This window comes from Shewanella holmiensis, from assembly GCF_025370255.1.
GTDB lineage: Bacteria > Pseudomonadota > Gammaproteobacteria > Enterobacterales > Shewanellaceae > Shewanella > Shewanella holmiensis.
The window spans coordinates 65,629-92,581 of the sequence record NZ_JAMTCD010000009.1; the positions used below are offsets into that span (position 1 = coordinate 65,629).

Consider the following 26,953-nt stretch of genomic DNA (forward strand, 5'->3'; position numbering starts at 1 on the left):
ACGGCATTTTTGAATATAAACCTTTTGAATACAAACTTATAGTGCTATCTAAAGTAAAGGCCAATGATACAGGTTAACCTTTACTCTTAATTAGTTAAGTACGGTATAACCTCTGCCTACCATACAGTTGTGCATAACTGCATCGGTTTGATATTCAAAATTAGCTTCTTCGTTACGTCTTTCTCTACCATGTTTCAACGCGCCACCAATCAAACCAACCCCAGCACCTACTTTGGCACCTTTTGAGCCGCTACCGCCACCAATCGCACTACCTGCGGCACCAATTAGTGCTCCTCTGGTGGTTGACCTTAGCATGTCACGACCTAAAGAATCGGTTTCTTGATGATCGACCTGCGATGATAGTTGTTGGCACTCATACATGTCTGCATGGTATTTCTCAGTGTCGATACCTTTAGTATCAACAATGATATTGGCGTTAGCAAAAGTCGATACTGATAAAAGTAAAGTTGCACTAAGTAAAAGTGTTTTAGTGTTCATATTCATAATTGTGACCTCTGGATTAAATCGTATCTTATGGACGCAATTTAACCGAGCCGCCCTATACAGTCACATCCTGTTTGTAGGATGAACCCCTGCAATCCAGAACATGTCAATTTGAGCGGGCAATGCGAGGATTACGTCCTACATATGCGATTAATCACTGTGCAGTGTTCACCCTATACTGGCCTCAATTAAGCACAACGGCGTACAACCTGAGTAGTGAAATACTTATATAGCGCCGCAATCAACACTCATTAATTGAAACAAAGGTAACGTTATGAAAAAAACTCTTATTACTCTATGCCTATTAGCTTTATCTGCAAACGTATCAGCTAATGAGACTCACAACCAAGATATGCAACAGGTTGAATCAAAAATGGAACAACTTGTTACGGTAACTGAAGCATCAGATTTTTTTATTACTATTGATGAAGAAGCCAGTTTTGAATCAATTGAGTACACAGGCTTTATTATTGATATGTTTAGTGAAATTTACATCACTAAACATCAAGCTGAAGAAAGAAACCTAGAGCAAGCGCAACAGTTTCATATTTATGGCGAAACAGATCTTGAAGTTGTCAGCCAACGCATTGCTGCACAAATAGATCAAGATAATCCAACGTTTTTCTCAATCGATTTATACCGTGATTACCATGGCACATCAGGACAATTTACCTATGTAGCCAAAGTGGTTGAATACAAATAAGTTTTACTTCATCTCCCCAGAAAGTTTTGCCCGCATGATTGCGGGCTTTTTTTTGCGTAACAATCACTGCTGCTTCATCTGTAATAAACACCTGTGATTCATCAACAACCAAATAGACATGGCACGCTAGTAAGTGATTTCAATCAGCGCTTATTTTAATAAATGCGACCGTAACTCATCAAAATACTTAAACAATTAAAATTGAATGTGGTAATTTAACTATAATAAATTGCGCTTAAATGACTGCTAATGTTGGCATAATGTCGATGTTCGCCGGAGTAAAATGATGAATTTCAGCTTAGAACAACTGCTTGCTTTTGTGACCGTCTATGAACAAAAGGCATTTAGTAAAGCCGCCGTAAAACTGGATAAACATCGCACCACTATTGGTCAGGTGATCACCAATTTGGAAGACCAGCTTGCCATTACTTTATTTGAACGTATTGGTCGCTCAGTTGAGCCCACCGAAGATGCCACCTTACTCTATCATTATGCCAAGCAAGCCATTGAGCAAACCCGCACCTTTGATCGCGTCGCCTTAAGTCTGTCATTTGGCGGATTAGAATCCATTACTTTCGCCTACGCCAGCTTTATCCCGCAGGATGTGTTGGTTCAAATCCGCAAACAACTTATGCAAGACTTTCCGTCTATGAATGTTAATTGGCTAGTGCGGACTAAGCCAGAAATTAAACAAAGCATTCAAGATGGCTCCATTCATTTTGGCCTAGTCAATGTGTTTACCAGCAAAGTCATCAATAGCCTAAGTTCATCACTCTTGCATAACATGGGTTTTGTACCATTCACGGGCGTAGATACTGAATTGGCAAAGTTACCTCCCAGTGAAACATTTATCACAATGAAATCGTCAAAGCAGTTTGTGCTTAAATCTATGCTGGATGATGATATGGCTAGCAGAGTGATAATTTCGTCAAACTATGAAGTGGTAGACCAACAAACCTTGATAGTTCAAATGGTCCAAGAAGGATTGGGATGGGCACTGTTGCCAAAGTCCATCAATAAATCAGACCACTTTTCCGACGGTATAGTTGAAATTGCAGCAGATGAAACTAATGGCAAAGAAGCGGTTTTGGTGCCGATATCATTGTGGTGCCAGCACTCAAAACAAAATGTCGACATCAAAAAATCGATCATAGCTTGCCTTGATAAATATCTTAATAAAGTTCGAAACTAAACCCAATATCCCATTGAATGGTTACGCCCCTTAGCTAAAAGGGGCCAATACTGGGTGACTTGGGTTCTAAAAAGTAACTTACTTGGCAGTTGAGCTATCAGTTTTAAGATAATGAGACTTTAGCTGCCAAGTTGCTTATATCTAATAGTTTTTCTTTACTCTTTATAAATCAACATCATCTTAAGCTGAATAGCAAACACTGTCTGCACAGTGTTACTTGCCTCGCTTCACTCCCCTCAACGCAGGGTTTCGTCCATCAAACACGATTATCATTTTTTGTACAAAGCCAATACTCTTGCGTGGAATAACGGCATTTATCACTACACATGCCCTTATTCATAACAGCGAGAATTCTGCGGATTTTTAATCATGTTTAGCACTAAAAAGTGAGCTTATGATGGCAATACTTGAACACATCTTTACCTCTTCAGCATATTTTATTTTGCTGGTTACGCTTGTTTTAGGGTTTGTGGTGGGCAAAATTCACTTAGGCCTATTCTCGCTGGGTACAATCTTAAGCACATTAATAGTAGGACTTATTGTCGGCCTAGCTGGCGGCGCTAACGACCCGAATTTAACATGGCTATTTTTCAGTTTATTTATGTATGTAGTGGCTTATCTGGGTGGTTCACTATTTACCCAAGATCTTCAAGCGCATCAAAAATCAATTTTGATTAAAGTGTTACAGCTAAGTTTTACCACTTTTACTGCTATTGCTTTTGTGTATTGGGTTTTCAGCATTGAATCTGTCGCGGTGTTAAGACTAGCAGCCGATCATATCTCGGCTTCGGATTTGATTGTGTTTGCAAGCGCACTGTTGCCGATCATAATCGTTACCCAAAAATTACCATGGTTGAAGAAATGGCATACGCCGTCTCAAATCGTTGACATGGCACCCAAATCGGTTGAAGCAGCATCGATCAATGATAACCAGCAAATAAACAGCGTTAAAAATGTTGTTAGACGCGCCTTTAAAGTGAATATCGACAGCACTGTGGTTGGCAAAACGTTAATGCAACTGAACAGCCCAGCAGTTGAAATCGTGTTTGAATTGAAAAAAGGCTCAAATGACACTGACGCAAATACCGTGATGGCGGGAGACACGATTACAGTTACGGGTACCAGTAATAGCATTTACTACCTAGAAGATAATGTGCTCGGAACTGAGCTTCCTTTAGAAAAAAACATTATTGAAGAACACTTTCAAATTGTCGCTAACCAACATGGTTTACAGAACTCATCACTTTTAGCGCTGAAAAACAACCTCAATAAAACCTCCTCTAGAGGTATATTAATTTCACGCTACATTAGAGAAGGGGTCGATATTGAAATCAACCCTGATTTAATCATCAGTAACGAAGACATTATTCAAGTCACTGGTAATGACATGGATATAAAGCAGGTTAGACATGCCCTAGGGATCACCAATAACAGCCTGGTATACGGTCAAATCCTATTTACCCTAGGAATTATTCTTGCTTACTTAACCAGTTGTTTTGATTTAGAACTTACTGGCGTACCGCTATTATTTGGTGCAGGTGGCTGTAGTCTCATCACCGGATTATTTATCGGCTGGATTAGCCATCATTCACGCTTATTTACGCCAGTTTCAACATCATCACTTAAACGGTTAAGTTTTGCTGGGTTATGGGGGTTTGTGGCAGTATCTGGTTTATTTTTGGGATCTTTAATTACTCAAGCTGTCGGTCAAGATAGCCTCAAGATGATGTTTGTCGCTGTAGTTATGACAATTTTATCGCAGTTGATTTTATGCAGCCTAGGTAACAAAGTGGTCAGTCACAGCAAATCGTAACAGACTGACAAAGCAGTTTGGCTAAGACTTATTTATTTGATGATTTGCAAAAATCAATGTCACTGTAAAACGGCTCAAAAACCAATAAGTCTTAGCTCACATGGATAGCATGTCCCAGCAAAAAAACCATGGTCGCTGAGCTAATCCATATTAATCAAGCTACACGCACAAATATTGGTACTCGGTAAAAAATACAACAGTGCTAAGTTTTTGTCAGGATTAGTTTTAACTATCTGAATGGTCAGATTATGAACGCCTTCTTTAGCGATATTACGTAAGGCGAATGCTTGTACATGCGTGGCATGTTGCGGTAATGATACTTGCTGATTATGACGAATAAGCTCACTTTGGATCAGATTAAGAATATAAGTATCCTTTTCTTTATAGGCACTTAAAATCCCCCCTTTAAGATGCAGTGTCGCAATGGGCACACCGTCTTCAGAAAAATAGCGGTAGCTAATACTGGCAGAACGTTTTTGCAAGCTAAAATCAGCAATCATTATGTTTTTTTCAATAGCTTGGGTTTGAGAATTGACTGCCACCAGCTCATTTTGACATGATAAAACCATGTTCACTTCAGACGCTTTAATATGCTGATAAATCACTAAACTGCATAGCAGCAAGCTAATAAAAAAAGCGCCAAACCATTTCATTTTTTTAGTCACAGAGTGATACCCCCTGCAGCCAAGTAGGTGAAATAAAATTTGGTCGTAAGGTAAAGTCACTGGTTTTTATGTTTCTCACCAACAACTCACCATTGTTTGAGTAGCCTTCCATCGAAATATTCAGCACTTGCATATCATTGGATAGCGCTAAATACACATCTCGCCATTTCACAATGGGGCATAAATTAAACGCAGTTATTATTTTTTGTTCCATATTGGAAACTTGCTGCGATGATTTTTTGGGTGATTGTAGCCATATCAATTCAATTTGTTGATGGTTATTTAATGTCACAACACGGCTTTCTCTCACCGGAGACTCTGCAGTTTTAAACCAAATATATTGGTGCATGGCAGTGATCAATGTCATCAACGACAACAATATAATACTGCTGGTCAGAATAATGTGTTTTTTTCGGCGGGCAAGTTGTTGATGCCATTCAGAGGAAGGTGTGGATATATTTAATCGGTAGCCTTTTTTGGGCAGCGTCTCAATTAAATCAATATAAGGCTCACCAAAGTATTTGCGTAAAGTGAATACCGCCTTGGCAACGGCTGATTCACTCATTACGGCTTGTTGCGAGCCCGCACATGATAATTGCCCTTTGGACATCACTTGATTGGGGTGATTAGCGAGCAACTCAAGTACTTGAGCTTCCGTTCTCGTTAAATGATGTTGAATTTGAGTCTCGGTGTTAATCAACACACTATTACTGACATCAAACTCAAATACTTTTAGCCTCATAATGCGTCTTGTTTATTAGCGATATCGTTAATTTTACGGTAGTTGTTAGGATTAAACCGCCATACAACTCACACTTTGGTTGCCGTTGCCATCGGCTGTATTTTTACAACGGCTCCCCTTAACAGAACGCGAACTTTTGCCTACTCGTGATAATCATCACATTTCATTGGCGATAATATATAAAAAAATACTTCGTAATCAGTATTACACTCTGCCATTGGCAACATTTAAGATAAATCAACTAAAAAAATCGCCATTTGCAGTGAATTACCTTTATAGTTCATCGCCATTTTTAGCGCTCTTATTGACAGCTAAATTACTTTGACCTCGGCCTCATTTCTTTTTTTATTAAACGTCATCATTGAGTTAACCCAGTAACAAGGTTGAGTTCGTTTCATTTGCAGTTGCATTTGTTACTCATGCTAACGAATGGTTTTACATACTACGCCACCCAAGCAAGGCCGCTATGTTAGCCATCCTAGATCCTTTCAATGTTACTTGTGATGAAAATAATAGAAAAAATGAGGGTATTTATGAACACATTAAACAGAAGACAAGCGATTGGACGCATTATTGGTGTTTCATCAGCAGCTGTAGGTGGAGCGTTAATAGCTAATCCCGTATTAGCGGCAATTGCAACAGACGCTGGCGATTGGAAACTAGAAGTCGGCACTCGCTTAGCTTATGTAAAACTAGATCCGATGGTTGTTGCAAAACGCGCTTATGAAACGGGTAATGGCTGTATGTATCAGGTATTTGACAGCATTATTCAAAGCTTAGCCGAATCAAATTCTCCAGATGCTGAAAAATTTGCTCAAGTGCCCACCGCCATGGCGCACTATGGCTATGCTGGTATGCTAGGAGAAGGAACGGTATGTGGCAATATCAATGCTGCTGGTATGTTAGTGAATATTCTTTCTATTAATGGATCTCCAGCAAACAGTTTTTTAAGTCAGGTAATGCGTTTTTATGAAAATGAAGCGCTACCACTTCAAACTGACAGTTTCCTTAATGGTATTGGGGCTGATAAAGCTGAAACACTCGCTAAAGTAGGTAGCCCAACCGCTGCTAATACTGTTTTGTGTCACTCTTCCATTAGCTTGTGGGCCAGCAAGAATGGTAAGACATTCAATGAAAAAGGTATGCGCTGTAAACAATTATCAGCCTCTGTCGTTTATGAGTTAGTCGTGATGTTAAACAAAGCATTTGATGGTGAAACTGTGAATGATCACCCCGTATCTGCAACGGTTGAAAGTTGCCAATCTTGCCATACGGCTGACTCAACTTTTGCACCGAGTGTGAAAACCAACATGGCTTGTGACACCTGTCATGGCGGTCACTAATTAATAGGAGCCATCACATGAAAAAAACAACACTCAGCCTAATAATGGGATTAAGTTTCGTTTTACTCTTTGGCTGCAACAGCTCTGATGATGATAATGTTACTGCTCCCCCCGAGCCTCCTGAGCCACCAGCAACCACTATTAGCATTAAAGACACTTCGGTTATTGATGTCGCCCTTGTCAGTACTGATCCTGAAAGTGGCACCATGATTATTAACCTGACTGGCGATGACGATAAAGCGGTAATCGGTGCCGATGCATTTAACTTATTGTTTATGGGGTATCCAAAGCCAGGACCTTATTCAAGTAAATATAAGTTAGCTTGGCATCAGGCGCAGCAAACCAGCTGTATTGATACTGAGGAATGCGTTATGGTAATCGAAGAGTTGAAAGCTGGCATGTATCAACTCACGTTAGATGAGCTGGCCTGGAAAATCGGTATCGTAAACTTCCGTGTGGCTTTGGAAGTGAAAGGAGAAAATGCTCATTTCCCAATGGCATTTTTAGATTAGCTCTTTTACGGCCTCATAATTAACTCGCGATGGTTTTATTCATATCGCGAGTTTTTTACCCTATGGTGAAAAATGAATTAATCGTGGTACGGTTATTGGGGGATGACTTATCAAAATCCACGACAGAGGTAATGTTGGCACTGTGCATAATATTCCCTGCATAAAGAATTAAACGGTTGGGCTTGGCATCAACTGAAAACACTTTTTCAAATAATGCATCACTATCATTTATATAACCTCTCCTTTCATCTGCAGACTGCTTTACCTGTTCCACCATCTTTAAAATGGTATCTTTATCATCATGGGATAAATGTATTTTAGAGGAGCCTTTGTAACGGTAAAAATGGGTCCCACCTAAGTGATTTTCATTCAAGTAATGCACTGCTGCCATATGATTTTCAGACAATGAATCAAAGTGAGGCATGGTTTGTACTATTTCCAAGTTTTCAGGCAATACCGTCACTTTTGATAACCAACTTTTGCCTAGCTGGTACCGTTTAAACAACCTCCCCTGAGAGTGCATAGCTAGACGATTAAACAATGCGCTAATTAATTGATAATATGGCTTTGGCATCTCATCACGCACACCAGGAAATAAGGTTCCCTCTGCGCCAATCGGGTTAAAATAAGCCTTGTTAAAGCAGTAATCTAACATCTCGTGAAAATTATCGACCACATCATCAATAATCCATATGCGGGCATTTGAGTGAGGAATATAAGTCAGCTGTATCTGAATATTGGGATTTAACACAAACATGTGAAATACGATGTCCTTTATATCGGTATTATCACTACTTAGCGAAAGTCGTTAAGATGAGTAATCAAATAGGGTTAAAACAGCTATACGAGCGCAACATAAATTGAGATCTTATTGTTTAGTGAATGCCTATCTATTTCAGCTAAATCTAAAATGACAATGATTAAATGATGGCTATCGGCGAATAAAAATACTCCCAAGGTGCATTCCTACATGCGTAATGACCTTGGCAAAATACCTCGAGCGTAACATACACTTTACTGGCAAATATAAAAACAGTCATAGTATTGATTTTAAATAACTTTAATATTCAACCTTAGTATGAAGCTGCAAAAATATTGCCAATATCGTTGAGTAAAACGTTGACCGAAAACTCAGCGATTATTGATAATAAGCCATGTCACTTATCAGCTATCCAGCTGTAATTTAAGTAAATGATCACCGCACGACTTAACAAAAATAGCCAATAAAAAAAGCAAACACTTAGGTTTGCTTTTTTAGGTTACAGGCAGAGAATACTTACCTCTGGCAGGCTATCTCAATGGCGTTATCTCATAGTAACAAACTCTTCTGCGCCAGTTGGATGTATGGCGACTACCGCATCAAAGTCCGCTTTGGTTGCCCCCATTTTCATGGCCACACCAAAACCTTGGAGAATTTCGTCCATACCAAAACCAATACCGTGAATCCCCACAACCACTTCATTTTCGCCAGCACAAACTAGTTTCATCTTACAGGCTTGGCGGTGAGCGGTAACAGCGGTGTACATAGAGGTAAACCCTGATGTGTACACTTTAATATTATCTGCACCATATTGCTCTGCGGCTTCAGGCTCAGTTAACCCCATAGTACCTATAGGCGGATGACTAAATACTACAGTTGGAATTAACGAGTAATCCATTTTGGCATTCGGCATTTGACCAAATAAGCGCTCAGACAACAAACGACCCGCTTTAACAGCAACAGGGGTAAGCTCTACGCCACCTTCCATAATATCGCCAACACAATAAATGCCTTTCGCGGTAGTATTTTGCTGTTCATCGGTTACCACATAACCTTTGGCGTTCAGGGTCACATCGGTATTTTCAATGCCAATATTACCAGTCGCGGGTGAACGGCCAATCGCCCAAATAAGGGTGTCGACCGTCAAGCTGTTACCGTTTTCAAGCTCAAGAGTTAAGCTGCCATCTGCATTTTTAACCACTTGCTTAGGAACGCTATTGGTATGTAAGGTTGGGCCATCTGTCGCCATAGCCTCAACGAGTGCATCAACCAAAATTGGATCGAAATTACGCAAAGGTGCATGTTTACGGACCAATAAATGGGTTTCACTGCCAAGTGCATGTAACACACCCGCTAACTCAACTGCAATATAGCCGGCACCAATTACGGCAACACGTTTTGGTTGCACACGTAATTCAAAGAATCCATTTGAATCTATACCGTATTGCGCACCTGGAATATCAGGGATAGTGGGCGCGCCACCCGTGGCGATTAAAATATGATCTGCGGTGTAATGCTCGCCATTCACTTCAATGGTGTTGTTGTTCACAAACTTGCCATAACCGTTTAGTAAGGTCACTTTATTGCTGGCAAAACCACGACCGTAGGCTTCATGTATGCGGCCAATATATGCTTCGCGATTCTCAACTAAGGTATTCCAATCAAATTTATTTACGGTAACGTCAAAACCATAGTCTTTAGCATACAGGTTCATGGCTTCTGCGACGTGTGCGCCATACCACATCACTTTTTTCGGCACACAGCCGACGTTTACACAAGTTCCACCAACGTGCTTGGCTTCTATAATTAATACTTTTGCGCCGCGCATTGCTGCTCGATTTGCTGATGCGATACCGCCACTGCCGGCACCCAAAGCAATATAGTCAAAATGTTGAGCCATGATAATCTCCGCTACAATTGATGTTGCCATTGTAAGGAGGAATCGACTTCGATGCTAGATGGTATTCAAAAACTCCTACTAGCGCTTGTATTGGCAAAGAGCATGATCACCTTCAGATGGCCCCTTGCTCTCACATTTCAAGCACTTCCATTCATCTAACCTTGCTGTCATTTCGCGCTCAAAATGCTGTTGATTTTGGGTACCGGGTCTAAGTTTACGTTGCAGATAACTAATTCGGTTATCTAACCAACGGCAACTAGGATCATTAGCAACTTTATGTGCCGCAAGAGCTGGTGAAGCTTTGTTTTTTGATTTAGAAGGTTTGGATTTAGAAGGTTTGGATTTAGAAGCCCATGTTCGGTCAACTAAAGCCTCATCTGCGTAGTATTCTAATGCCAATGAAGGTGGATTAATTTTGAGTGGCCGGCCTTCACTGTCAAACACTCCATCTTGGCCCAGTTGAGAAATGTTTTCGTTACTCAATGTATTTAGTGCCGATTCTGTTTGAGGCGCAAGCTGACTCAATTCATCATTGGCAAAAATGTTAAGGTGAATTGAGATAACACCGATAACAATCGGCAAGAGGTAAGTCTGTGGAATGGGTTTCATAATGCATCCTTGCAAGTATTAACGATAGAAAAGCGCAACCATCCTGTTGCGCCTTAAAGTGTAGTCTAATTTTTATCAGACACAAACCACCTTAAAAATCTAGAATACCCAGTTCAAATGCACGCCACCATAGGTTTCATTTAAATTGTCAACGATCTGATTTTCAGATGCCTCACGCTTAATATCCTCCAAGGCTTGTGTGACGCTAAGATGAGCACTCAATGCTATGTTATCGGATATCGCATAAGCCGCTTCAACACCAAACTGTATATGATTTGCGCCATCATGCTCTTCGGTAACATATTGAAAGTCAAAACCTTGCAGAACGTAAGGTGTGATGCTTAATTTATCAGTGATATCCCATGGGCTATGTAAGCTAACTTCAACAAAATAGCCACCAGCCTCTGTTGCGTAGGTGTAATGAATAGCAGGTATTAGCCAATCAACCCCTGTGTAAGTTAATGAACTGAATACTTCATTGTCGGAGCCACGATCATCGCCATAAAATTCTAAACGTTGGTAGCCTAGGGTTGCTTCAAATTTTTCAGTTAAATGAATCGTATATTCAAGACCGAAATTCCACTCGATATAATGCGTTTGATCGCCACGACCTAAAGCCACAAAAGTGACTAAATCGCCATCTGTAACACTAGCAACTCCCCAAACAATGCCGCCTTTGTCTAAATTATCCCGACCTTCGGAGATATATTGACTGTCCCATGCTAGGTCAAATGCAAACTCGGGCCCAGTCTTAGCTTGCGCATTTGTTGTTATCCCGCCACCAAAAGACAGCATGGCTGTCCATAGGATCAAAGTAACAAGAAATTTATGTAAACTTACTGATAAAAAAGCCCGTTTGATCATAGTGATAACTCTATCTGTTAACAGCGATTGACAATTTTTTACCTATATTAACCAACAAAATAGCAAAGAGGAATGATAACGAGTTGCATTTGCGATCTAATTGTCAATATTGAGAGTGTAAATAGCGTGTAAATTAAAATCGAGATCACCATCACTTTCTTGCGGCAATTTTTAAGTTAGGTAACTTAATAACGAAACCTATTATCTATTGATGATCAAGGGATAATCCATCTTGACTTGATTTTCAGCCTTCAAGCCCTCATAAAGTATCCATACGCTTATTCTTCGAGGACACATCATGAGCAATCCATTGCAAAGTGGAACAGAATTACCACTTTTTTCGCAAATCAAACCAGAACACATTAAGCCAGCAGTGGAACAAGCCATTGAGAAGTGCCGTAGTTGTATTGACGAACTCCTCGCTAAGAATAAGGTTTACACTTGGGATAATTTGATTGCCCCGCTTGAAGAAGTTGATGACGAACTGAGTAAAGTCTGGTCTCCGGTATCACACATGAATTCAGTCATCAGCAGTGACGACTTACGTGAAGCCCATGATGAGTGTTTACCGCTGCTATCTGATTACGGCACATACGTCGGCCAACACCAAGGACTCTATGAAGCCTATAAATCTATTCATCAATCCGCCGATTTTGCGCAACTGACCCAAGCTCAAAAAACCGTTATTGAACATAGCCTGCGTGATTTTAAATTATCCGGTATTGGCTTAAGCGATGCCGATAAAGTGCGTTATGGTGAAATTGTTAAACGTCTTTCAGAGCTAACCAGTAATTTTTCAAACCAATTACTGGATGCGACTCAAGCATGGACCAAACTGATTACTGACGAAGCAGATCTTGCCGGCTTACCAGAATCGGCACTTGCCGCCGCCAAAGCGATGGCTGAAGCAAACGAGCAAACAGGTTGGCTATTTACTTTAGATTTCCCATCGTATTTACCTGTAATGACATACAGTGAAAATCGCCCACTACGTGAAGAATGTTATCGCGCTTTTGTGACTCGCGCATCTGATCAAGGCCCTAATGCGGGTGAATTTGATAACACAAACAACATGAACGAAATTGTGGCGTTACGTCATGAAATTGCCAACCTCTTAGGTTTTGAGAGTTATGCCCATGAGTCATTGGCAACCAAAATGGCAGAAACGCCAGAACAGGTGCTTGGCTTTTTAAATGAGCTGGGTAAACGCTCAAAAGATCAAGCCGCAAGTGAACTCGCTGAACTGCGTGCCTTTGCCAAAGAACATTATAATGTCACTGAAATGGCATCGTGGGATTTAAGTTTTTACGCCGAAAAACTGCAACAACATAAATATGAAGTGTCTCAAGAATTACTACGCCCATACTTCCCTGAAAACAAAGCGCTATCGGGTTTATTTTTCACCGTTAATAAACTATTTGGCTTAACAATTAAAGAAGAGCAAGAGTTTGATTCATGGCACAAAGATGTGCGGTTCTTCCATATTTTTGATGCAGAAAACACCCACAGAGGTAGCTTTTATCTAGATTTATATGCCCGCACAGGTAAGCGTGGCGGTGCATGGATGGACGATTGCCGTGGTCGCCGTATCACCTCTAGCGGACTTCAAAAACCGGTTGCGTATCTAACCTGCAATTTTAATGGTCCAGTCAATGGCAAGCCGGCATTATTTACCCATGATGAAGTGGTGACCTTATTCCATGAGTTTGGTCATGGTATTCATCATATGTTGACCAAGGTAGATGTTGGCGGTGTTTCGGGCATTAATGGTGTTCCTTGGGACGCGGTGGAATTACCTAGTCAATTTTTAGAAAACTGGTGCTGGCAAGAAGAGGCCTTGGCTGAAATCTCAGGCCATTTTGAAACTGGTGAACCTTTACCAAAAGCGTTACTTGATAAAATGCTTGCAGCTAAGAATTTTCAATCAGGCATGATGATGTTACGCCAACTTGAGTTTTCATTGTTCGACTTCAGAATGCACCATGAGTTTGACCCAGTTAAAGGAGCTAACATTCAAGGTATTCTTGATGAAGTTCGCAGCAAAATTGCCGTACTCACACCGCCAAGCTTTAACCGTTTCCAACATGGATTCGCCCATATTTTTGCAGGGGGGTATGCTGCAGGTTATTACAGTTATAAATGGGCTGAAGTGTTATCTGCCGATGCATTTTCACGTTTTGAAGAAGAAGGTATTTTCAACCCTGAAACAGGAAAAAGCTTCTTAAACAATGTATTAGAAATGGGCGGCAGCGAAGAACCTATGGTGCTTTTTAAACGCTTTATGGGTCGCGAGCCAAACACTGATGCATTATTACGCCACAGCGGTATCGCGGCTTAATTAATCTGAAATAAACGATTCACTTATCTTTTAACCCAAAGGCGCTATATAGCGCCTTTGTTCTTGCTACCGAAATAAATAGTCGTTATGCAATGACGAGGAATTCATCTTTAACCCCATCGAGGGTTAAAAGATAAGTAAACGAGTTAACTTAAGCTTTTACTATATCGTTTTAACTCACTCAGTAACGCTAATGTTGATATTGTGCTGAGGTAATAAACTGATTAAAAGACTCACACCATACAATCACAGTATTATATTTAGCTGGATCAATATTTTGTGGTACTGGCACAATAAAGTTTTCGAAGGTTTTCACCTCTCCTACTCTCACCATTGTCGACTTTAAGCGCATAAAGTCTGCTTCTGTTTCAACAAATTCGGAGGCAAGATAAAGTTGATAATCTGGCCCTGGCGCCAACGTCCCAGCTAGGGTAATAAAATGTGGGCCTACTGCCACATCCCCCTCGCCCCAGTGAAGTATATCGCTGTCTGTGAGATCGCTAATAAACGTGGTTTTATATTGTGCTTGGGTCACAAGCAACGATATTTCTGAGGCAGTCGGTGCCACAGGTGCCGTAATGATGGGTAACAGATATATGCCAAGTATAACTCCCATCGTCCCGACCACTAAGTGACTTACTAATAAAAACAAAGTTTTAATACGCATAACGCCTCAAATTAAAATGGAGTTGCTACACCATTATTGATGCAACATGCTGTGTTATATGTTTATTGACCAAAACTGGGGTTAATAAAACCAGCGATGGTAGCTATCGCTGGTTTACTCCATTTAAGCCAACTTTAAATCAAACTGCTGACGATACATCACCATATCTTCAATAGTGAGTACTGGCATATTATGCTTTAAAGCAAAGGCGACAATTTCAGGCGTTTTCGCCATAGTGCCGTCTTCATTTGTCACTTCACACAACACTCCTGACTCGCCTAAACCGGCCATTTGCATTAAATCAACTGTACCTTCGGTGTGACCACGACGTGTTAATACCCCGCCAGCGCGAGCACGCAATGGAAATACGTGACCCGGTCTTGCTAAGTCACTGGCTTTGGCATTGGCAGCTGTCGCGGTTTTGACTGTCGTGACCCTGTCTTGTGCCGAAACACCTGTGGTTACGCCAACCTTGGCTTCAATCGACACGGTAAATGCGGTTTGGTTCGCGCTATTGTTGTCTGCCACCATCGGCGGTAACTCGAGCTTATTCGCTTGTGCATCGGTCAAACACAGACACACAATGCCGCTGCATTCACGGATCATTAATGCCATTTGTGCAGCCGTTAAGTGTTCAACTGAATAGATTAAATCGCCTTCGTTTTCACGATCTTCATCATCCAGTAACAAGATACCCTTGCCTTGCTTAAGCGCTTCAATGGCTTTTTCAACTCGGGTAAGTGGTTCACCAAAAGGTGAAAGTAAAGATAACTGATTCATGGTTACTCCTAAAAATTGACCAGAATCAGGGCTTTGAAGAGGGGTTTTACACCAAATAGAATCGCACCAGCAGAAAATATCTACTGGTGATGTTGCTATTCTCTCTCATCCGGACTGTAACCGTCGGCTCTGGAATAGTAGTCATTACTTTACGAGTAATACTAAGTCACCAAATCTGCTGACCTCGACGAATCGAGCGCTCGCGGGCTTTATTGTTTACCTAGTGCTAAAAATAGGTAAATCAACTTACCGCCGGTGGGGAATTTCGCCCCGCCCTGAGAATTCATGCTGGAAATTCAGCCCGGATATAGTAAAGCCCAAACTAGCTAAGTTCAATCAAGTGATGAAACAAACGTGTGTATAAATCACATAAACTCTGCTTGATAGCTGGTATGACCTCTGTTAGCCTGTTTCGCTCACAAAGGAGTGGTAATAAATGAATCTGTATTTTCGATTAGTGTGGTTATTTTTGTGGCGCATTCGTCATTGCCCAGGTATTAGTTTTTTGGATACCAGCCGAATTAGCTATCGTGCTTTACCATTTGATTGTGATGTTAACTTGCATCTCACCAACTCACGCTACCCTGCGTTTATGGATTTAGCGCGCACCTATATGATTGCCGATATGGGATTGATGAAGAAGTTTCTGAAAATGAAATGGATGCCGATTGTCAACGCTTCAGAGTTTACCTATATCCGCGACATTAAGCCGTTCGAAAAGTTTGAAATAGAAACCAAGGTTGTCGGTTGGGATGAGAAATACTTTTATATTGAACAACGCTTTATTACGGCAAGAGGCCTACATTGTATTGTTCATGTACGTGGTGTTTTTGTGTGTAATCGTAAACAAGTGCCAATTGAAACATTAGTTTCTGAAGCGGGTTACTATGGTGACAAGCCTGAGTTACCAGCAGAAGTAGTGAAGTGGAAGCAGTTTCTACAGCTCAAAAAAGAGCGTAATAGCTAATCTACACTCAAACAGCCATCGTATTGATGGCTGTTTTGTTTTAATGATGTTCAAATGAATAAATCCGAAAAGTAAGGAGCATTTGTGGCTAAGCTAGAAAAATTTGCCGATATTCTATCGCGCGCATGTGAACGAAAAGGCGGTTTAGCGATTGTTGAGGCGTTATTGCCCGATACCTTATCAAGCAATGAAATTGCCCAATATAGCGATGCCGAATTATTATCTGCTATGTCTAAACGGGTTTTTCAAAGTGGTTTTGTATGGCGCGTAGTCGAAAATAAATGGCCCGCATACGAAAAAGCCTTCTTTGATTTTGAGCCGCAAAAAGTCTTGATGTTATCACCCGAGCAAATTCAACAACGTGCAACTGACGCCACGCTTATTCGCCATCAAAAGAAAACCCAAGCCATTATTGATAATGCATATATGGTGCAAGCTTTATCAGCAAAGCACGGTAGCTTTGCTGAACTTATTGCTCACTGGCCAACTGATGACATTATTAGTTTATGGCAATTACTGAAAAAACAAGGCACCCGTTTAGGCGGAAATACTGGGCCTTATTTTTTACGCTCGATTGGTAAGGATACTTTTTTGCTGTCGAATGATGTTCAAGGCTATTTAAAGGCGAAAAAAGTTGTTGATGCTGGCTTCAGCTCACAAACGGGGTTGAAACAAACACAGGTAGCATTTAATGCTTGGCAGCAGGAAAGCGGGCTCAATTTAGCTGAAATTAGCCGTATTATTTCTTTGGGTGTAGGCGATAATCATCTTTAAATAGCTTATCGATTAACTCGCAACTTGGTAGCGGCTTAAAAACATCTGGGCCGTTTCGTGAGCTAAATGCTGACGTTCAACATCGGTCAATATCGGTTTGCAAGTGAGTACCTGTGGCCAAAAACAATGGCCTTTCAGTAATGACATTAATTGATCACTGGCAAAATTGGCATCATCTAGTTGCAGTTTGTTATCAGCCTGTGCGGCTTTTATCCAACGGATCAGTGCTGTTTCTTGCTGTTTCATTTTTTCAATTTCTCGTGTCATTTCATCACGACTATAAAACAGATGTCCAATCGCTACCCGAGCTAAATCAATATGTTCCTGTGAGTTGATGACTTCAATTTCAGTTAACATAATGGCGGCTAATTGACTGTCTAATGCAATACTTGACTGATAACGACCTTGGTTTTTAATCATCGCGTCTTGCCATAACTCACTTACTAGGTGCGTGACTAAGGCTTCTTTTGTGGCAAAATGATTATACACAGTGCGCTTTGAAACCTGCGCCTCCTCAGCCAATTTATCCATGCTACTTGCAGTGACACCGATGTCTTTAAACATGCGTTTAGCTGCATCAATGATGGCTTGTCGTTTTAACTGGCTGCGGTTTTTCATTTCAGTCGTCATCACGCTATATATTCATTAAAGTTAACAAAACTATTTTACACTGGCCAGTTTACTTTTCAAGCTAAAATCCATAAAATACACCGCGTAGTTTACTTGTGTAATTAAAAATATGGATAGCTGCTTTTTATAGCATTTCCCGTAGTAACTTAATGATGTTTATTGATATATAGCTTAATATGTGAACAAACTAGTGCCTTAAATGACTTACAGGTTCAAGCGATTAATACGATGGCAGTTCAGAACTATGCCAACAAACACCTGTTTTACAATGAAAAGTCAGTAAAACATATAACAGACAAATTTATCAAAAAATGAAATACTAGAAAAAGTTTCAGCTAGTAGCACCATTTTGCTAATGAAATTGCAACATCTAGCAGTTAAGCTAACTACAATTTGTAGACGCTTTTTTACTGACATTATCGATTAATCGATAATTCAAACCAAAACCGTTAACAACTTCGTATCAACTAAGCTAGTTAACGTATTTATTTACAATTTAACGCTTCGGCTTTACTCATAGTCACTATGCGTAATGACCGCAACGAAGCAAAATAGACAGTTCGAATTAAATTGCACAACTTCTCATACTGAATCAAATTTAGATGAGGAACATTAGGAGTAGGAGCTCTCATGCACAAAGCATTGAAAATTGCCGCAGTCATCACTGCGTCGTTGTGGTTAACAGCCTGTGGCAAACAGGACGATGGAGCGCAAGCTCAACAAGAGCGTCCACCTACTCCGGTTGGCGTAATGATTGTAGAAGCCCAATCTCAAGCGATTCAAGTTGAATTACCTGGTCGCAGTAAATCGTTTTTAGAAGCGGAAGTGCGTCCACAAGTATCAGGTATTATTACTGAGCGTGGATTTATCGAAGGTAAAGAAGTGACTAAAGGTCAGTCTCTTTATCAAATCGATTCGGCTACCTATAAAGCCGCTTTAGTCAGCGCAGAAGCCGATTTAGCACGTGCTAATGCAGCCTTAGAATCAGCGAAAGCCAAAGCTGCACGTTACCAAACGTTAGTGAAAACCAATGCGGTTAGCGTACAGGATTTTGATGAAGCGAAAGCGGCTTATAAAGAAGCTTTAGCCTCTGTTACGGTTGCTGAAGCGGCAATCAATACAGCAAAAATCAACCTTGAATATACTGAAGTAAAAGCGCCAATTTCTGGCCGTATCGGTAAATCATCGGTGACGGCAGGCGCTTTAGTAACAGCGAATCAAAGCAATACATTGGCAACCATTCAACAGCTTGATCCAATCAATGTTGATATTGCTCAGTCTAGCGCCCAACTATTACGTCTTAAAAGTAAGTTGAAAGCTGGCAAGCTACTAAAAAGTGATAATGCGGCGGTGACACTTATTCTAGAAGATGGCTCTACTTACGATCAGCAAGGCACTATGCAGTTTGCTGAAGTCAGCGTTGATGAAGCAACAGGTTCTGTGACATTACGTGCTGAGTTCCCTAATCCTGACGGTGTATTATTACCTGGCATGTACGTTCGTGCCCGTTTAGATACAGGTAAAGATCCTCAAGCGATATTAGTGCCGCAACGTGCCATTACGCGTAACACTAAGGGGCAGGCGATGGCGATGGTGGTAAACTCTGACAACAACATCGAAGTACGCATTGTTACCACGGCTGAAGTGATTGATAACAACTGGCGCATCATTGATGGACTTTCTTCTGGTGACAAGTTAGTCGTAGAAGGTTTACAAAAAATTCGTCCTGGCGCTAAAGTTGCTCCACAGGTATTAACTGAAGAAACTCCACAAAAATAGGACAATACTATGGCTCGCTTTTTTATTGATCGCCCTATTTTTGCTTGGGTGATCTCAATTCTTATTATGCTAGCAGGGATATTGGCCATTAAAGGCCTTCCCGTTGCTCAGTACCCCAGTATTGCGCCACCAACCGTGGTGATTACTGCGTTTTATCCTGGTGCATCGGCTAAAACCATGGAAGACACCGTTACTCAGGTTATTGAGCAACGAATGACGGGTATTGACCATCTACGTTATATTTCGTCAAGCAGTGACAGTTTTGGTAATGCCACTGTGACGTTAACTTTTAACGCCGAAGCGGATCCTGATATTGCGCAAGTACAAGTGCAAAACAAACTGCAGGCGGCAATGACATTATTGCCTCAAGAAGTGCAATCGCAGGGTGTTGATGTTAACAAATCCAGTGCTGGATTTTTAATGGTTGCTGCGTTTGTATCTGAAGATGGCTCGCTAGCAAAAAACGATATTTCTGATTATGTTGCAGCAAACATTCAAGACCCAATGAGCCGTGTACCAGGTGTGGGTGAGCTGCAACTATTTGGTGCGCAATATGCGATGCGCATATGGCTTGACCCTCTAAAATTGACCCAATACAACTTAACCAGTATTGATGTCATGGCGGCGATTCGTGAGCAAAATGCCCAGGTTTCAGCCGGTCAACTTGGTGGTGCTCCAGCAATGGCAGGCCAAGAACTAAATGCGACTGTGACCGCACAAAGCCGCCTACAAACGCCCGAGCAATTTAAACGTATTATCTTAAAATCTGATACGTCAGGGGCAAACGTTTATCTTGAAGATGTTGGCCGAATTGAGCTTGGCGCAGAAAGCTATGCTGTTGAATCGTTTTACAATGGTAAGCCTGCTTCTGGATTAGCCTTTAAATTAGCAACTGGCGCAAACGCGCTGGATACCGCCAAGAATATTCGTGAGCGTTTAGGTGAATTACAAGCCTATTTCCCTGATGGTTTAGAAATTTATTACCCTTACGATACAACCCCATTCGTTGAAAAATCGATTGAAGGCGTAGTACACACCTTAATTGAAGCAATCGTATTAGTGTTCTTGATTATGTATCTGTTCCTACAGAACTTCAGAGCAACACTGATCCCAACGATTGCAGTACCTGTAGTATTGCTTGGTACCTTTGCGATTTTATCAGCGACGGGCTTTTCGATTAACTCGCTAACCATGTTTGCTATGGTATTGGCGATTGGCCTGTTGGTGGATGATGCCATCGTTGTGGTAGAAAACGTTGAACGTGTGATGGCTGAAGAAGGGTTAAGCCCTCTTGAAGCGACACGTAAGTCGATGGATCAAATCACTGGCGCACTTGTCGGTATTGGTTTAACCCTTTCAGCAGTATTCGTACCTATGGCCTTTATGTCTGGCTCAACGGGTGTGATTTACCGTCAGTTCTCAATTACGATTGTGTCAGCGATGGCATTGTCAGTATTAGTTGCCTTGATTTTAACACCTGCACTGTGTGCCACTATGTTAAAGCCATTGCCTAAGGGTCATACGCATATTAATACCGGCTTCTTTGGTTGGTTTAACCGTATGTTCGATAGCATGACATCACGTTATGAAGCCAGTGTCGCTAAAATTCTAAAACGTAGTTTCCGTATGATGGGCATTTATCTTGTGTTGGTTATTGCAACCGCTTGGATTTTCATGCGCATGCCAACGGCATTCTTACCCGATGAAGACCAAGGTATTTTATTTACCCAGGCGATTTTGCCCACTAACTCAACCCAAGAAAGCACCGTTAAAGTGCTAGAAAATATCAGTGATTACTACCTTACCCAAGAAGCTGACACAGTAAAATCTGTTTTCAGTGTTGCGGGATTCAGTTTTGCTGGTATGGGCCAAAATATGGGGATGTCATTTGTTGGTTTAAAAGATTGGTCAGAGCGTGAAGCGCCAGGGCAAGACGTTAAATCGATTTCTGGCCGTGCGATGGGTTACTTTATGCAAATTAAAGAAGCCATGGTATTTGCGTTCGTTCCGCCTGCGGTAATCGAACTGGGTACCGCCAATGGCTATGATTTGTATCTTCAAGACAGAAGTGGCCAAGGCCATGATGCGTTAATTGCAGCCCGTAACCAATTGCTCGGTTTAGCAGCGCAAAACCCTAACTTAGTCGGTGTTCGCCCTAACGGTCAAGAAGATGCGCCAATGTACGAAATTCACATTGATCACGCTAAAGTAAGGGCATTAGGCATTGATATTAATAATGCCAATAGTGTACTTGCATCTGCATGGGGTGGTTCATATGTGAATGACTTTATTGACCGTGGTCGCGTGAAAAAAGTCTACGTACAAGGTGATGCGAAATACCGTATGCAACCTAGCGATTTAGACACTTGGTATGTGCGTAACTCCAAAGGCGAAATGGTACCATTCTCAGCCTTTGCAACAGGTTCATGGAACTATGGCTCGCCACAATTACAGCGCTTCAATGGTTTACCTGCGGTGAATATTCAGGGCTCGACGGTTCCTGGTTATAGTACCGGTGATGCCATGAGCGACATTGAAAAAATGGTTGAGCAGTTACCACCAGGATTTGGTATTGAGTGGAACGGTTTATCTTATGAAGAGCGTTTATCAGGCAACCAGGCTCCAGCATTGTATGCATTATCAATTCTGGTTGTATTCCTAGTACTTGCTGCACTATATGAAAGTTGGTCAGTGCCATTTGCGGTTGTGTTAGTGGTTCCGCTTGGGGTAATTGGTGCCTTACTTGCAATGAATGGCCGCGGTTTGCCTAATGACGTATTCTTCCAGGTTGGCTTATTAACCACGGTGGGGCTGGCAACCAAGAACGCCATCTTGATCGTTGAGTTCGCTAAAGACTTCTATGATAAAGGTGCAGGATTAATCGAAGCGACACTGCATGCTGTACGAGTGCGTTTACGCCCAATCTTAATGACCTCATTAGCATTTGGCTTCGGTGTTGTTCCGTTAGCGCTCAGTACCGGTGTGGGTTCAGGCAGTAAAAATGCCATTGGTACCGGTGTACTTGGCGGTATGATGAGCTCGACATTCTTAGGTATATTCCTTATTCCATTATTCTTTGTTGTGGTAGAAAGCATATTCAGCCGCAAGAAAAATAAAGCTGAAGCGGAAAAAACCTCTGATGCGCCAGCCGAAACAACACATAAGTCTGACCACTAAGACCTTGTGAGTTGAGTAAAAATTAGCCCAGCTTATGCTGGGCTTTTTTTATTGACGATGGTATTATCCCGCCCCCTTGTCGAAACCCGCTATCATTTAAATAATGATGGGGTTTAATGAACAAGCCATAATCATAATAAATCTCTGTACAGACTTTGAGTGTCAATGCACTTGAAGCCAATTAATTTGCGGGTTCCCTCACCCCGCCTAACCCAAATAAAAAGGCCACAAGATGTTAAAACTTACTCAGACGCAAACGCGTCGTGCGCTGCTATTTTTAGTCAGCTTTCATATACTGATTATTTGCGCCAGCAATTACCTGGTTCAATTACCTTTTCAAGTGTTTGGTTATCACACTACCTGGGGGGCCTTTAGCTTTCCATTTGTGTATTTAGCCACAGATCTCACGGTACGTATTTTTGGCCAACAAGCCGCTAGGCAAATTATCTTTAAAGCTATGTTGCCCGCTTTAGTTGTGTCGTATTTAGTTGGTGTATTATTCCATCAAGGACAATTTCAGCAGTTTAGTGCCTTATTAGAAATAAACACTTTTGTCTTTCGTATCGCCTTTGCTAGCTTCGTTGCCTACCTTGTAGGGCAATTAATGGATATCACTGTATTTGCCCAATTAAGACAGGCACGAGCATGGTGGATTGCGCCTGCAGCTTCAACCTTGATAGGTAACTTTGTCGATACATTGGTGTTTTTCAGTGTGGCATTTTACGCTTCAACAGATGCCTTTATGGCAGTTCACTGGCCTGAAATTGCCACCATAGATTATGGTTTTAAATTAATTGTTAGCTTGGGGTTATTCTTACCGGCTTACGGAGTGTTACTGCGAGTATTACAAGATAAATTGCTCAGTACTCACCAGCACTCTGTACGAATTCTATAACACGCTATTGCCGCATTGCGGAGATAAGTAGTCATAACAAACCACCTACTTATGTGAACTAAATTAGCTCAACATTTCAGTACTACCATGGCGTGATAGTGAAAACTATCACGCTTTTTTATTCCCTAATATTGTAAAACCAGCCTACACCTGTACCTATCTAAAACACCCTTTCTCGTTAAGCACTTGAAGATACAACAGAGTTTCCGTTCAACTATAGGCTTAAATTAATCATAAACTCAACTGGACAGACCTGTTATAATATCCGGCTTTAAATGTCCCAAATACCGCTTGTGGAGAGCTTAGATGTACAATTTAGAAATTCGTGAATTTACCGATGCAACCGACACAGTTTGCCAACTCATCGCCCAATTGACGCAACAAGTCCCAGAATTAGACTGTCCACACACCCAAGCGGATATTCAACAGCGGTTAAGCGCTACACCTTGCTTAATCTTAATTGCTTACGTTGAAGGTGAGGCCGCTGGATTCAAATTAGGCTATGCCAGACACGATACTGAGTTTTATAGTTGGTTAGGTGGCGTATTACCCGATTTTCGTCAGTTAGGCTTAGCTAAATCGATGTTGGAATACCAAGAAAAGTGGGCGGCACATAAAGGTTATGCCACTCTATCTGTAAAAACTCGTAACCACTTTAATGCCATGTTGAATATGCTGGTCAGTCGTCACTATCAAATTACGGCGATAGAAGCCGATCAAAGTAATATTAGCCAGCATAAACTGCATTTACAAAAACAGCTTAATCTGACAGCAAGTCAGTAGCCGAGCAGACTTTGAATGATGGTAATGTAAAGCCTAAATAACTTTTTTAATAATGCTTGCAAACGATAATGAGAATGATTATTATTTATGTGCGTTCCAAAGCTCAGTTTACATTTTAAAGCTTCATCACCTTTATTATTCCGCTGAGTTCGCAAGCACGACATTGCTCACACACTCTTTGTGGCCGGATTAATCATCCGGCTTTTTTTTACCAAAAATCCCATGATAGCTCTGAGTCAAAGATGAATAATCGCCAACGATAAATCTCACATTTGAGTCGTTACCTCAAACTGGGCATTTTTAGTTGGTAATAAGGCGTATTGACAACTCAACCACCAGCCTATTTTCATTCTTCCTTCATAAAAATTAACACAATATCTGGCATAAATAAGCAGCTGCTTTATCGCCACTGCCATTCCAAACTGAGGTTAACTAAAATGTAAGCCATCGTAAGGGTTATTGGTGTGTTCATCTTTGGCTTTGTAGTAAAGTCCAATAATAAACACTGTGCCTTTACCTTCAGTCGATTTCACTTCAATCGTGCCGCCAAGGCGCTTAATAATGCCGTAACTTAATGATAATCCCAAGCCTGTACCATCTTTGCGGGTGGTATAAAAAGGATCAAAAATACGGCTCAGCTGCTCAGCACTGATCCCGACGCCTTCATCTTCTACTTCAATTTTAACCCCTATGGGTTCATCGTTTTGCAGCCAGTCATGAGTTCGGATCCAGATACGCTCTCGAGTGGGCTCTTTTTTGGCTTCAATGGCGTGGGCGGCATTCACCACCAGGTTAATTAATACCTGCTGAAGCTGCGGACGATTGACCTCAACCGGGCAACTAGCGTTGAGTTCTTTAATCAGCACCACTTGTTGCTTTTGAATTGAATGACGCACCAATACTAGTACTTCTTCTACAATGGGCGTGACCTGATGCATTTCAATCGGAGCATTAAATTCGCCCGGACGACTGTACTGCAATAAACTGCGAATAATGGTGCTGATCCGCCCAACTTGCTGAATAACCAATTCAATTTCTTCTGAAACCTGTTCAGCTTGGTCACCCAGCTCGAATTTCAATAACTCCATGTTACCCAAAATCACCGCGGTAGGATTATTAATCTCATGAGCGATACCTGCTGTTAACTCTCCTAACGCGGTAAGTTTTTCATTGGTAACCAATTGCTGACGGGTTTCATTCAATAATGCCACATTGCGTTGTAGCTCTTCCGTTTTATCTTGCAGACTTTTAGTTCTTTGTTCGACTTTAACTTCAAGCTGTTCTGCCGCGGCCTGAATTTGCAAATTACGACGCTGTAATAAATCCAGCATGCTATCAAACTGTTCGGCTAAATTTGCGAGTTCGTTGTCTCGGTCTAACCCTAGCTCGCCAATGCGCACATTGCCACCAGATTGCACCGCTTTGACAACGTGATGAATTCGCTCAATCGGTTTTAACAAGCTATATGCGCCGCGATAAACCAATAGCCCCGAAATAAACAACACCAACATGAGAATACTGCCCAGTTCGATGATATTTAACAGGTAATTATTGATAAAGGGCCCTTCGGAAAATCCGGTATATACCATCCCAATACGCTTACCGTAGATATCAAGCAAGGGAGCATAGGCTGAGATATACCAGTCGTTAAATACAAATGCTCTGTCTACCCAAGGTTGGCCTCCCAGTAACACTTTTTCTCTCACTTCTTCTGAGACCAATGTGCCCAAAGCGCGATTTTGATCTGAATACTGCGAGGATGAAGCATTTATCGGTACGTTGGTACTGACTCTCACATTGTCTAAAAATACGGTTACTGTGCCGATAGACAACTCAGGTAAGGTGCCTTTGTCGTAGACCAAGTTACGAATGTAATCGACAATCGCAGTATCTCTATTGAGCAAGTTTCCGCCATCAAGATACCAAGATACCGATGAGTCTGGGTTGATAATTGGCAATACACTGCGGCTAATTAACCCACGCTTTTCCTGATCTTTTGTGGGTTCAAGCGCCCTTTGAGTCGATTTTAAATCGATGACGGCATATTGCGCTAATTGTGGATCAATCTCTTTTAAGCGTTTGGGTGACAACACCATCATGCCTGAAGAAGGTGACTTAGTTTTTTTCCGCAACAAAGCATTTAAGTCGGTATCGCCATTAAGCTGTTCCGCGCTGACCACCCGCAAGAAGTCTAAACTAAGCTGTTGCTTAGTTTGATTAAGCACTTCGGCAATGGTTTTACGTGCCTGTTGATTGTGCTTATCTTGAAGTAGCTGTTTAAAAGCGGTTTGAAATGCCCATGAATTTGCCACATGCACCAGTTGTTGCTCTTGGCGATTTTGCACTTGCTCCAGCGTGTTTTCAGCAACGGTTAAATCAGCCTTTACCTTCATAAATAGCTGCTGGCTGGTGTAACTAATATTCCAATAAATGGTAATAAAAACTAGGCTAACAAGCGTCAGTAGAATAGGGAGCAGTGTTAAAATTAATAACCGATAACGCACTTTGGCTTGCATTTGCTGCCAACTGATATTAAAAATTCGCTTAAAAAAAGAC

At 41.3% G+C, this 26,953-nt stretch carries 23 protein-coding genes and 1 riboswitch; of the genes, 12 read left to right on the forward strand and 11 right to left on the reverse strand.

Going from position 1 to position 26,953, the window contains the following annotated elements; genetic code table 11:
• Positions 1-90: 90 nt before the first annotated feature.
• Complete coding sequence (locus tag NE535_RS09025; RefSeq protein ID WP_261298307.1) at positions 91-504, reverse strand: glycine zipper family protein; 414 nt, start codon at positions 502-504, stop codon at positions 91-93.
• A 274-nt stretch (positions 505-778) separates the two neighbouring features.
• Between NE535_RS09025 and NE535_RS09030 the strand changes: the two genes are divergently transcribed.
• From NE535_RS09030 to NE535_RS09040, 3 genes are all read left to right on the forward strand, one after another.
• Positions 779-1,207 carry a hypothetical protein gene (locus NE535_RS09030; RefSeq protein ID WP_261298308.1) on the forward strand — a complete coding sequence of 143 codons (429 nt, stop codon included), beginning with the start codon at positions 779-781 and terminating at the stop codon, positions 1,205-1,207.
• Between the two features lie 283 nt (positions 1,208-1,490).
• Positions 1,491-2,399: a LysR family transcriptional regulator gene (locus tag NE535_RS09035; protein WP_261298309.1), complete on the forward strand. Its 909-nt coding sequence runs from the start codon at positions 1,491-1,493 to the stop codon at positions 2,397-2,399.
• 394 nt (positions 2,400-2,793) lie between these two features.
• Entirely contained in the window at positions 2,794-4,212 is a 1,419-nt protein-coding gene (locus NE535_RS09040) for an aspartate-alanine antiporter-like transporter (RefSeq protein ID WP_261298310.1), read from the forward strand.
• A 140-nt stretch (positions 4,213-4,352) separates the two neighbouring features.
• Here the strand turns inward: NE535_RS09040 and NE535_RS09045 are convergent, their stop codons facing one another.
• Together NE535_RS09045 and NE535_RS09050 are read right to left on the reverse strand one after the other, a co-directional pair.
• Positions 4,353-4,877, reverse strand: coding sequence for a hypothetical protein (locus NE535_RS09045; protein ID WP_261298311.1), 525 nt, complete (start codon positions 4,875-4,877; stop codon positions 4,353-4,355).
• Positions 4,870-5,619, reverse strand: a complete 750-nt coding sequence (locus NE535_RS09050) for a winged helix-turn-helix domain-containing protein (RefSeq protein ID WP_261298312.1) — start codon at positions 5,617-5,619, stop codon at positions 4,870-4,872. Before NE535_RS09050 ends, NE535_RS09045 begins: the two co-directional genes overlap by 8 nt.
• 533 nt (positions 5,620-6,152) lie before the next feature.
• On the opposite strand from NE535_RS09050, the gene NE535_RS09055 reads away from it, so the two are divergent.
• Positions 6,153-6,962 carry a cytochrome c3 family protein gene (locus NE535_RS09055; RefSeq protein WP_261298313.1) on the forward strand — a complete coding sequence of 270 codons (810 nt, stop codon included), beginning with the start codon at positions 6,153-6,155 and terminating at the stop codon, positions 6,960-6,962.
• A 17-nt stretch (positions 6,963-6,979) separates the two neighbouring features.
• Positions 6,980-7,474, forward strand: coding sequence for a hypothetical protein (locus tag NE535_RS09060; RefSeq protein WP_261298314.1), 495 nt, complete (start codon positions 6,980-6,982; stop codon positions 7,472-7,474).
• A gap of 55 nt (positions 7,475-7,529) precedes the next feature.
• Here the strand turns inward: NE535_RS09060 and NE535_RS09065 are convergent, their stop codons facing one another.
• From NE535_RS09065 to NE535_RS09080, 4 genes are all read right to left on the reverse strand, one after another.
• The gene (locus NE535_RS09065; protein WP_261298315.1) at positions 7,530-8,231 is read right to left on the reverse strand and encodes a DUF6445 family protein; all 702 of its coding nucleotides are present in this window, start codon (positions 8,229-8,231) and stop codon (positions 7,530-7,532) included.
• A gap of 547 nt (positions 8,232-8,778) precedes the next feature.
• Positions 8,779-10,134 carry a glutathione-disulfide reductase gene (gene gorA, locus NE535_RS09070; protein WP_261298316.1) on the reverse strand — a complete coding sequence of 452 codons (1,356 nt, stop codon included), beginning with the start codon at positions 10,132-10,134 and terminating at the stop codon, positions 8,779-8,781.
• Positions 10,135-10,212: 78 nt separating this feature from the next.
• Complete coding sequence (locus NE535_RS09075; protein ID WP_261298317.1) at positions 10,213-10,743, reverse strand: hypothetical protein; 531 nt, start codon at positions 10,741-10,743, stop codon at positions 10,213-10,215.
• Between the two features lie 99 nt (positions 10,744-10,842).
• Positions 10,843-11,538 carry a hypothetical protein gene (locus NE535_RS09080; protein ID WP_261298318.1) on the reverse strand — a complete coding sequence of 232 codons (696 nt, stop codon included), beginning with the start codon at positions 11,536-11,538 and terminating at the stop codon, positions 10,843-10,845.
• 367 nt (positions 11,539-11,905) lie between these two features.
• Here NE535_RS09080 and prlC point away from each other — a divergent pair, with 367 nt between their 5' ends.
• The gene (gene prlC / locus NE535_RS09085) at positions 11,906-13,945 is read left to right on the forward strand and encodes an oligopeptidase A (protein ID WP_261298319.1); all 2,040 of its coding nucleotides are present in this window, start codon (positions 11,906-11,908) and stop codon (positions 13,943-13,945) included.
• A 190-nt stretch (positions 13,946-14,135) separates the two neighbouring features.
• On the opposite strand, the gene NE535_RS09090 is transcribed toward prlC, so the two are convergent.
• Positions 14,136-14,612 carry a DM13 domain-containing protein gene (locus NE535_RS09090; RefSeq protein ID WP_261298320.1) on the reverse strand — a complete coding sequence of 159 codons (477 nt, stop codon included), beginning with the start codon at positions 14,610-14,612 and terminating at the stop codon, positions 14,136-14,138.
• A 123-nt stretch (positions 14,613-14,735) separates the two neighbouring features.
• Positions 14,736-15,392 (reverse strand): 3,4-dihydroxy-2-butanone-4-phosphate synthase, encoded by a 657-nt coding sequence (gene ribB / locus NE535_RS09095; protein WP_261298321.1) that lies wholly within the window; start codon positions 15,390-15,392, stop codon positions 14,736-14,738.
• Positions 15,393-15,485: 93 nt separating this feature from the next.
• Positions 15,486-15,679: riboswitch (FMN riboswitch) on the reverse strand.
• A 149-nt stretch (positions 15,680-15,828) separates the two neighbouring features.
• Here ribB and NE535_RS09100 point away from each other — a divergent pair.
• Together NE535_RS09100 and NE535_RS09105 are read left to right on the forward strand one after the other, a co-directional pair.
• Positions 15,829-16,359, forward strand: coding sequence for a thioesterase family protein (locus NE535_RS09100; protein ID WP_261298322.1), 531 nt, complete (start codon positions 15,829-15,831; stop codon positions 16,357-16,359).
• 84 nt (positions 16,360-16,443) lie between these two features.
• Entirely contained in the window at positions 16,444-17,133 is a 690-nt protein-coding gene (locus NE535_RS09105; protein WP_261298323.1) for a DNA-3-methyladenine glycosylase I, read from the forward strand.
• A gap of 12 nt (positions 17,134-17,145) precedes the next feature.
• On the opposite strand, the gene NE535_RS09110 is transcribed toward NE535_RS09105, so the two are convergent.
• A complete protein-coding gene (locus tag NE535_RS09110; protein WP_261298377.1) occupies positions 17,146-17,763 on the reverse strand; it encodes a TetR/AcrR family transcriptional regulator in 618 nt (205 codons plus the stop codon).
• A 630-nt stretch (positions 17,764-18,393) separates the two neighbouring features.
• On the opposite strand from NE535_RS09110, the gene NE535_RS09115 reads away from it, so the two are divergent.
• From NE535_RS09115 to NE535_RS09130, 4 genes are all read left to right on the forward strand, one after another.
• Positions 18,394-19,542 carry an efflux RND transporter periplasmic adaptor subunit gene (locus NE535_RS09115; RefSeq protein ID WP_261298324.1) on the forward strand — a complete coding sequence of 383 codons (1,149 nt, stop codon included), beginning with the start codon at positions 18,394-18,396 and terminating at the stop codon, positions 19,540-19,542.
• 9 nt (positions 19,543-19,551) lie between these two features.
• Entirely contained in the window at positions 19,552-22,719 is a 3,168-nt protein-coding gene (locus NE535_RS09120) for an efflux RND transporter permease subunit (protein WP_261298325.1), read from the forward strand.
• Positions 22,720-22,951: 232 nt separating this feature from the next.
• Entirely contained in the window at positions 22,952-23,614 is a 663-nt protein-coding gene (locus tag NE535_RS09125; protein WP_261298326.1) for a 7-cyano-7-deazaguanine/7-aminomethyl-7-deazaguanine transporter, read from the forward strand.
• Between the two features lie 306 nt (positions 23,615-23,920).
• Positions 23,921-24,397: a GNAT family N-acetyltransferase gene (locus NE535_RS09130; RefSeq protein ID WP_261298327.1), complete on the forward strand. Its 477-nt coding sequence runs from the start codon at positions 23,921-23,923 to the stop codon at positions 24,395-24,397.
• A gap of 428 nt (positions 24,398-24,825) precedes the next feature.
• On the opposite strand, the gene NE535_RS09135 is transcribed toward NE535_RS09130, so the two are convergent.
• Positions 24,826-26,913, reverse strand: coding sequence for a sensor histidine kinase (locus NE535_RS09135; protein WP_280925408.1), 2,088 nt, complete (start codon positions 26,911-26,913; stop codon positions 24,826-24,828).
• Positions 26,914-26,953 lie beyond the last annotated feature (40 nt).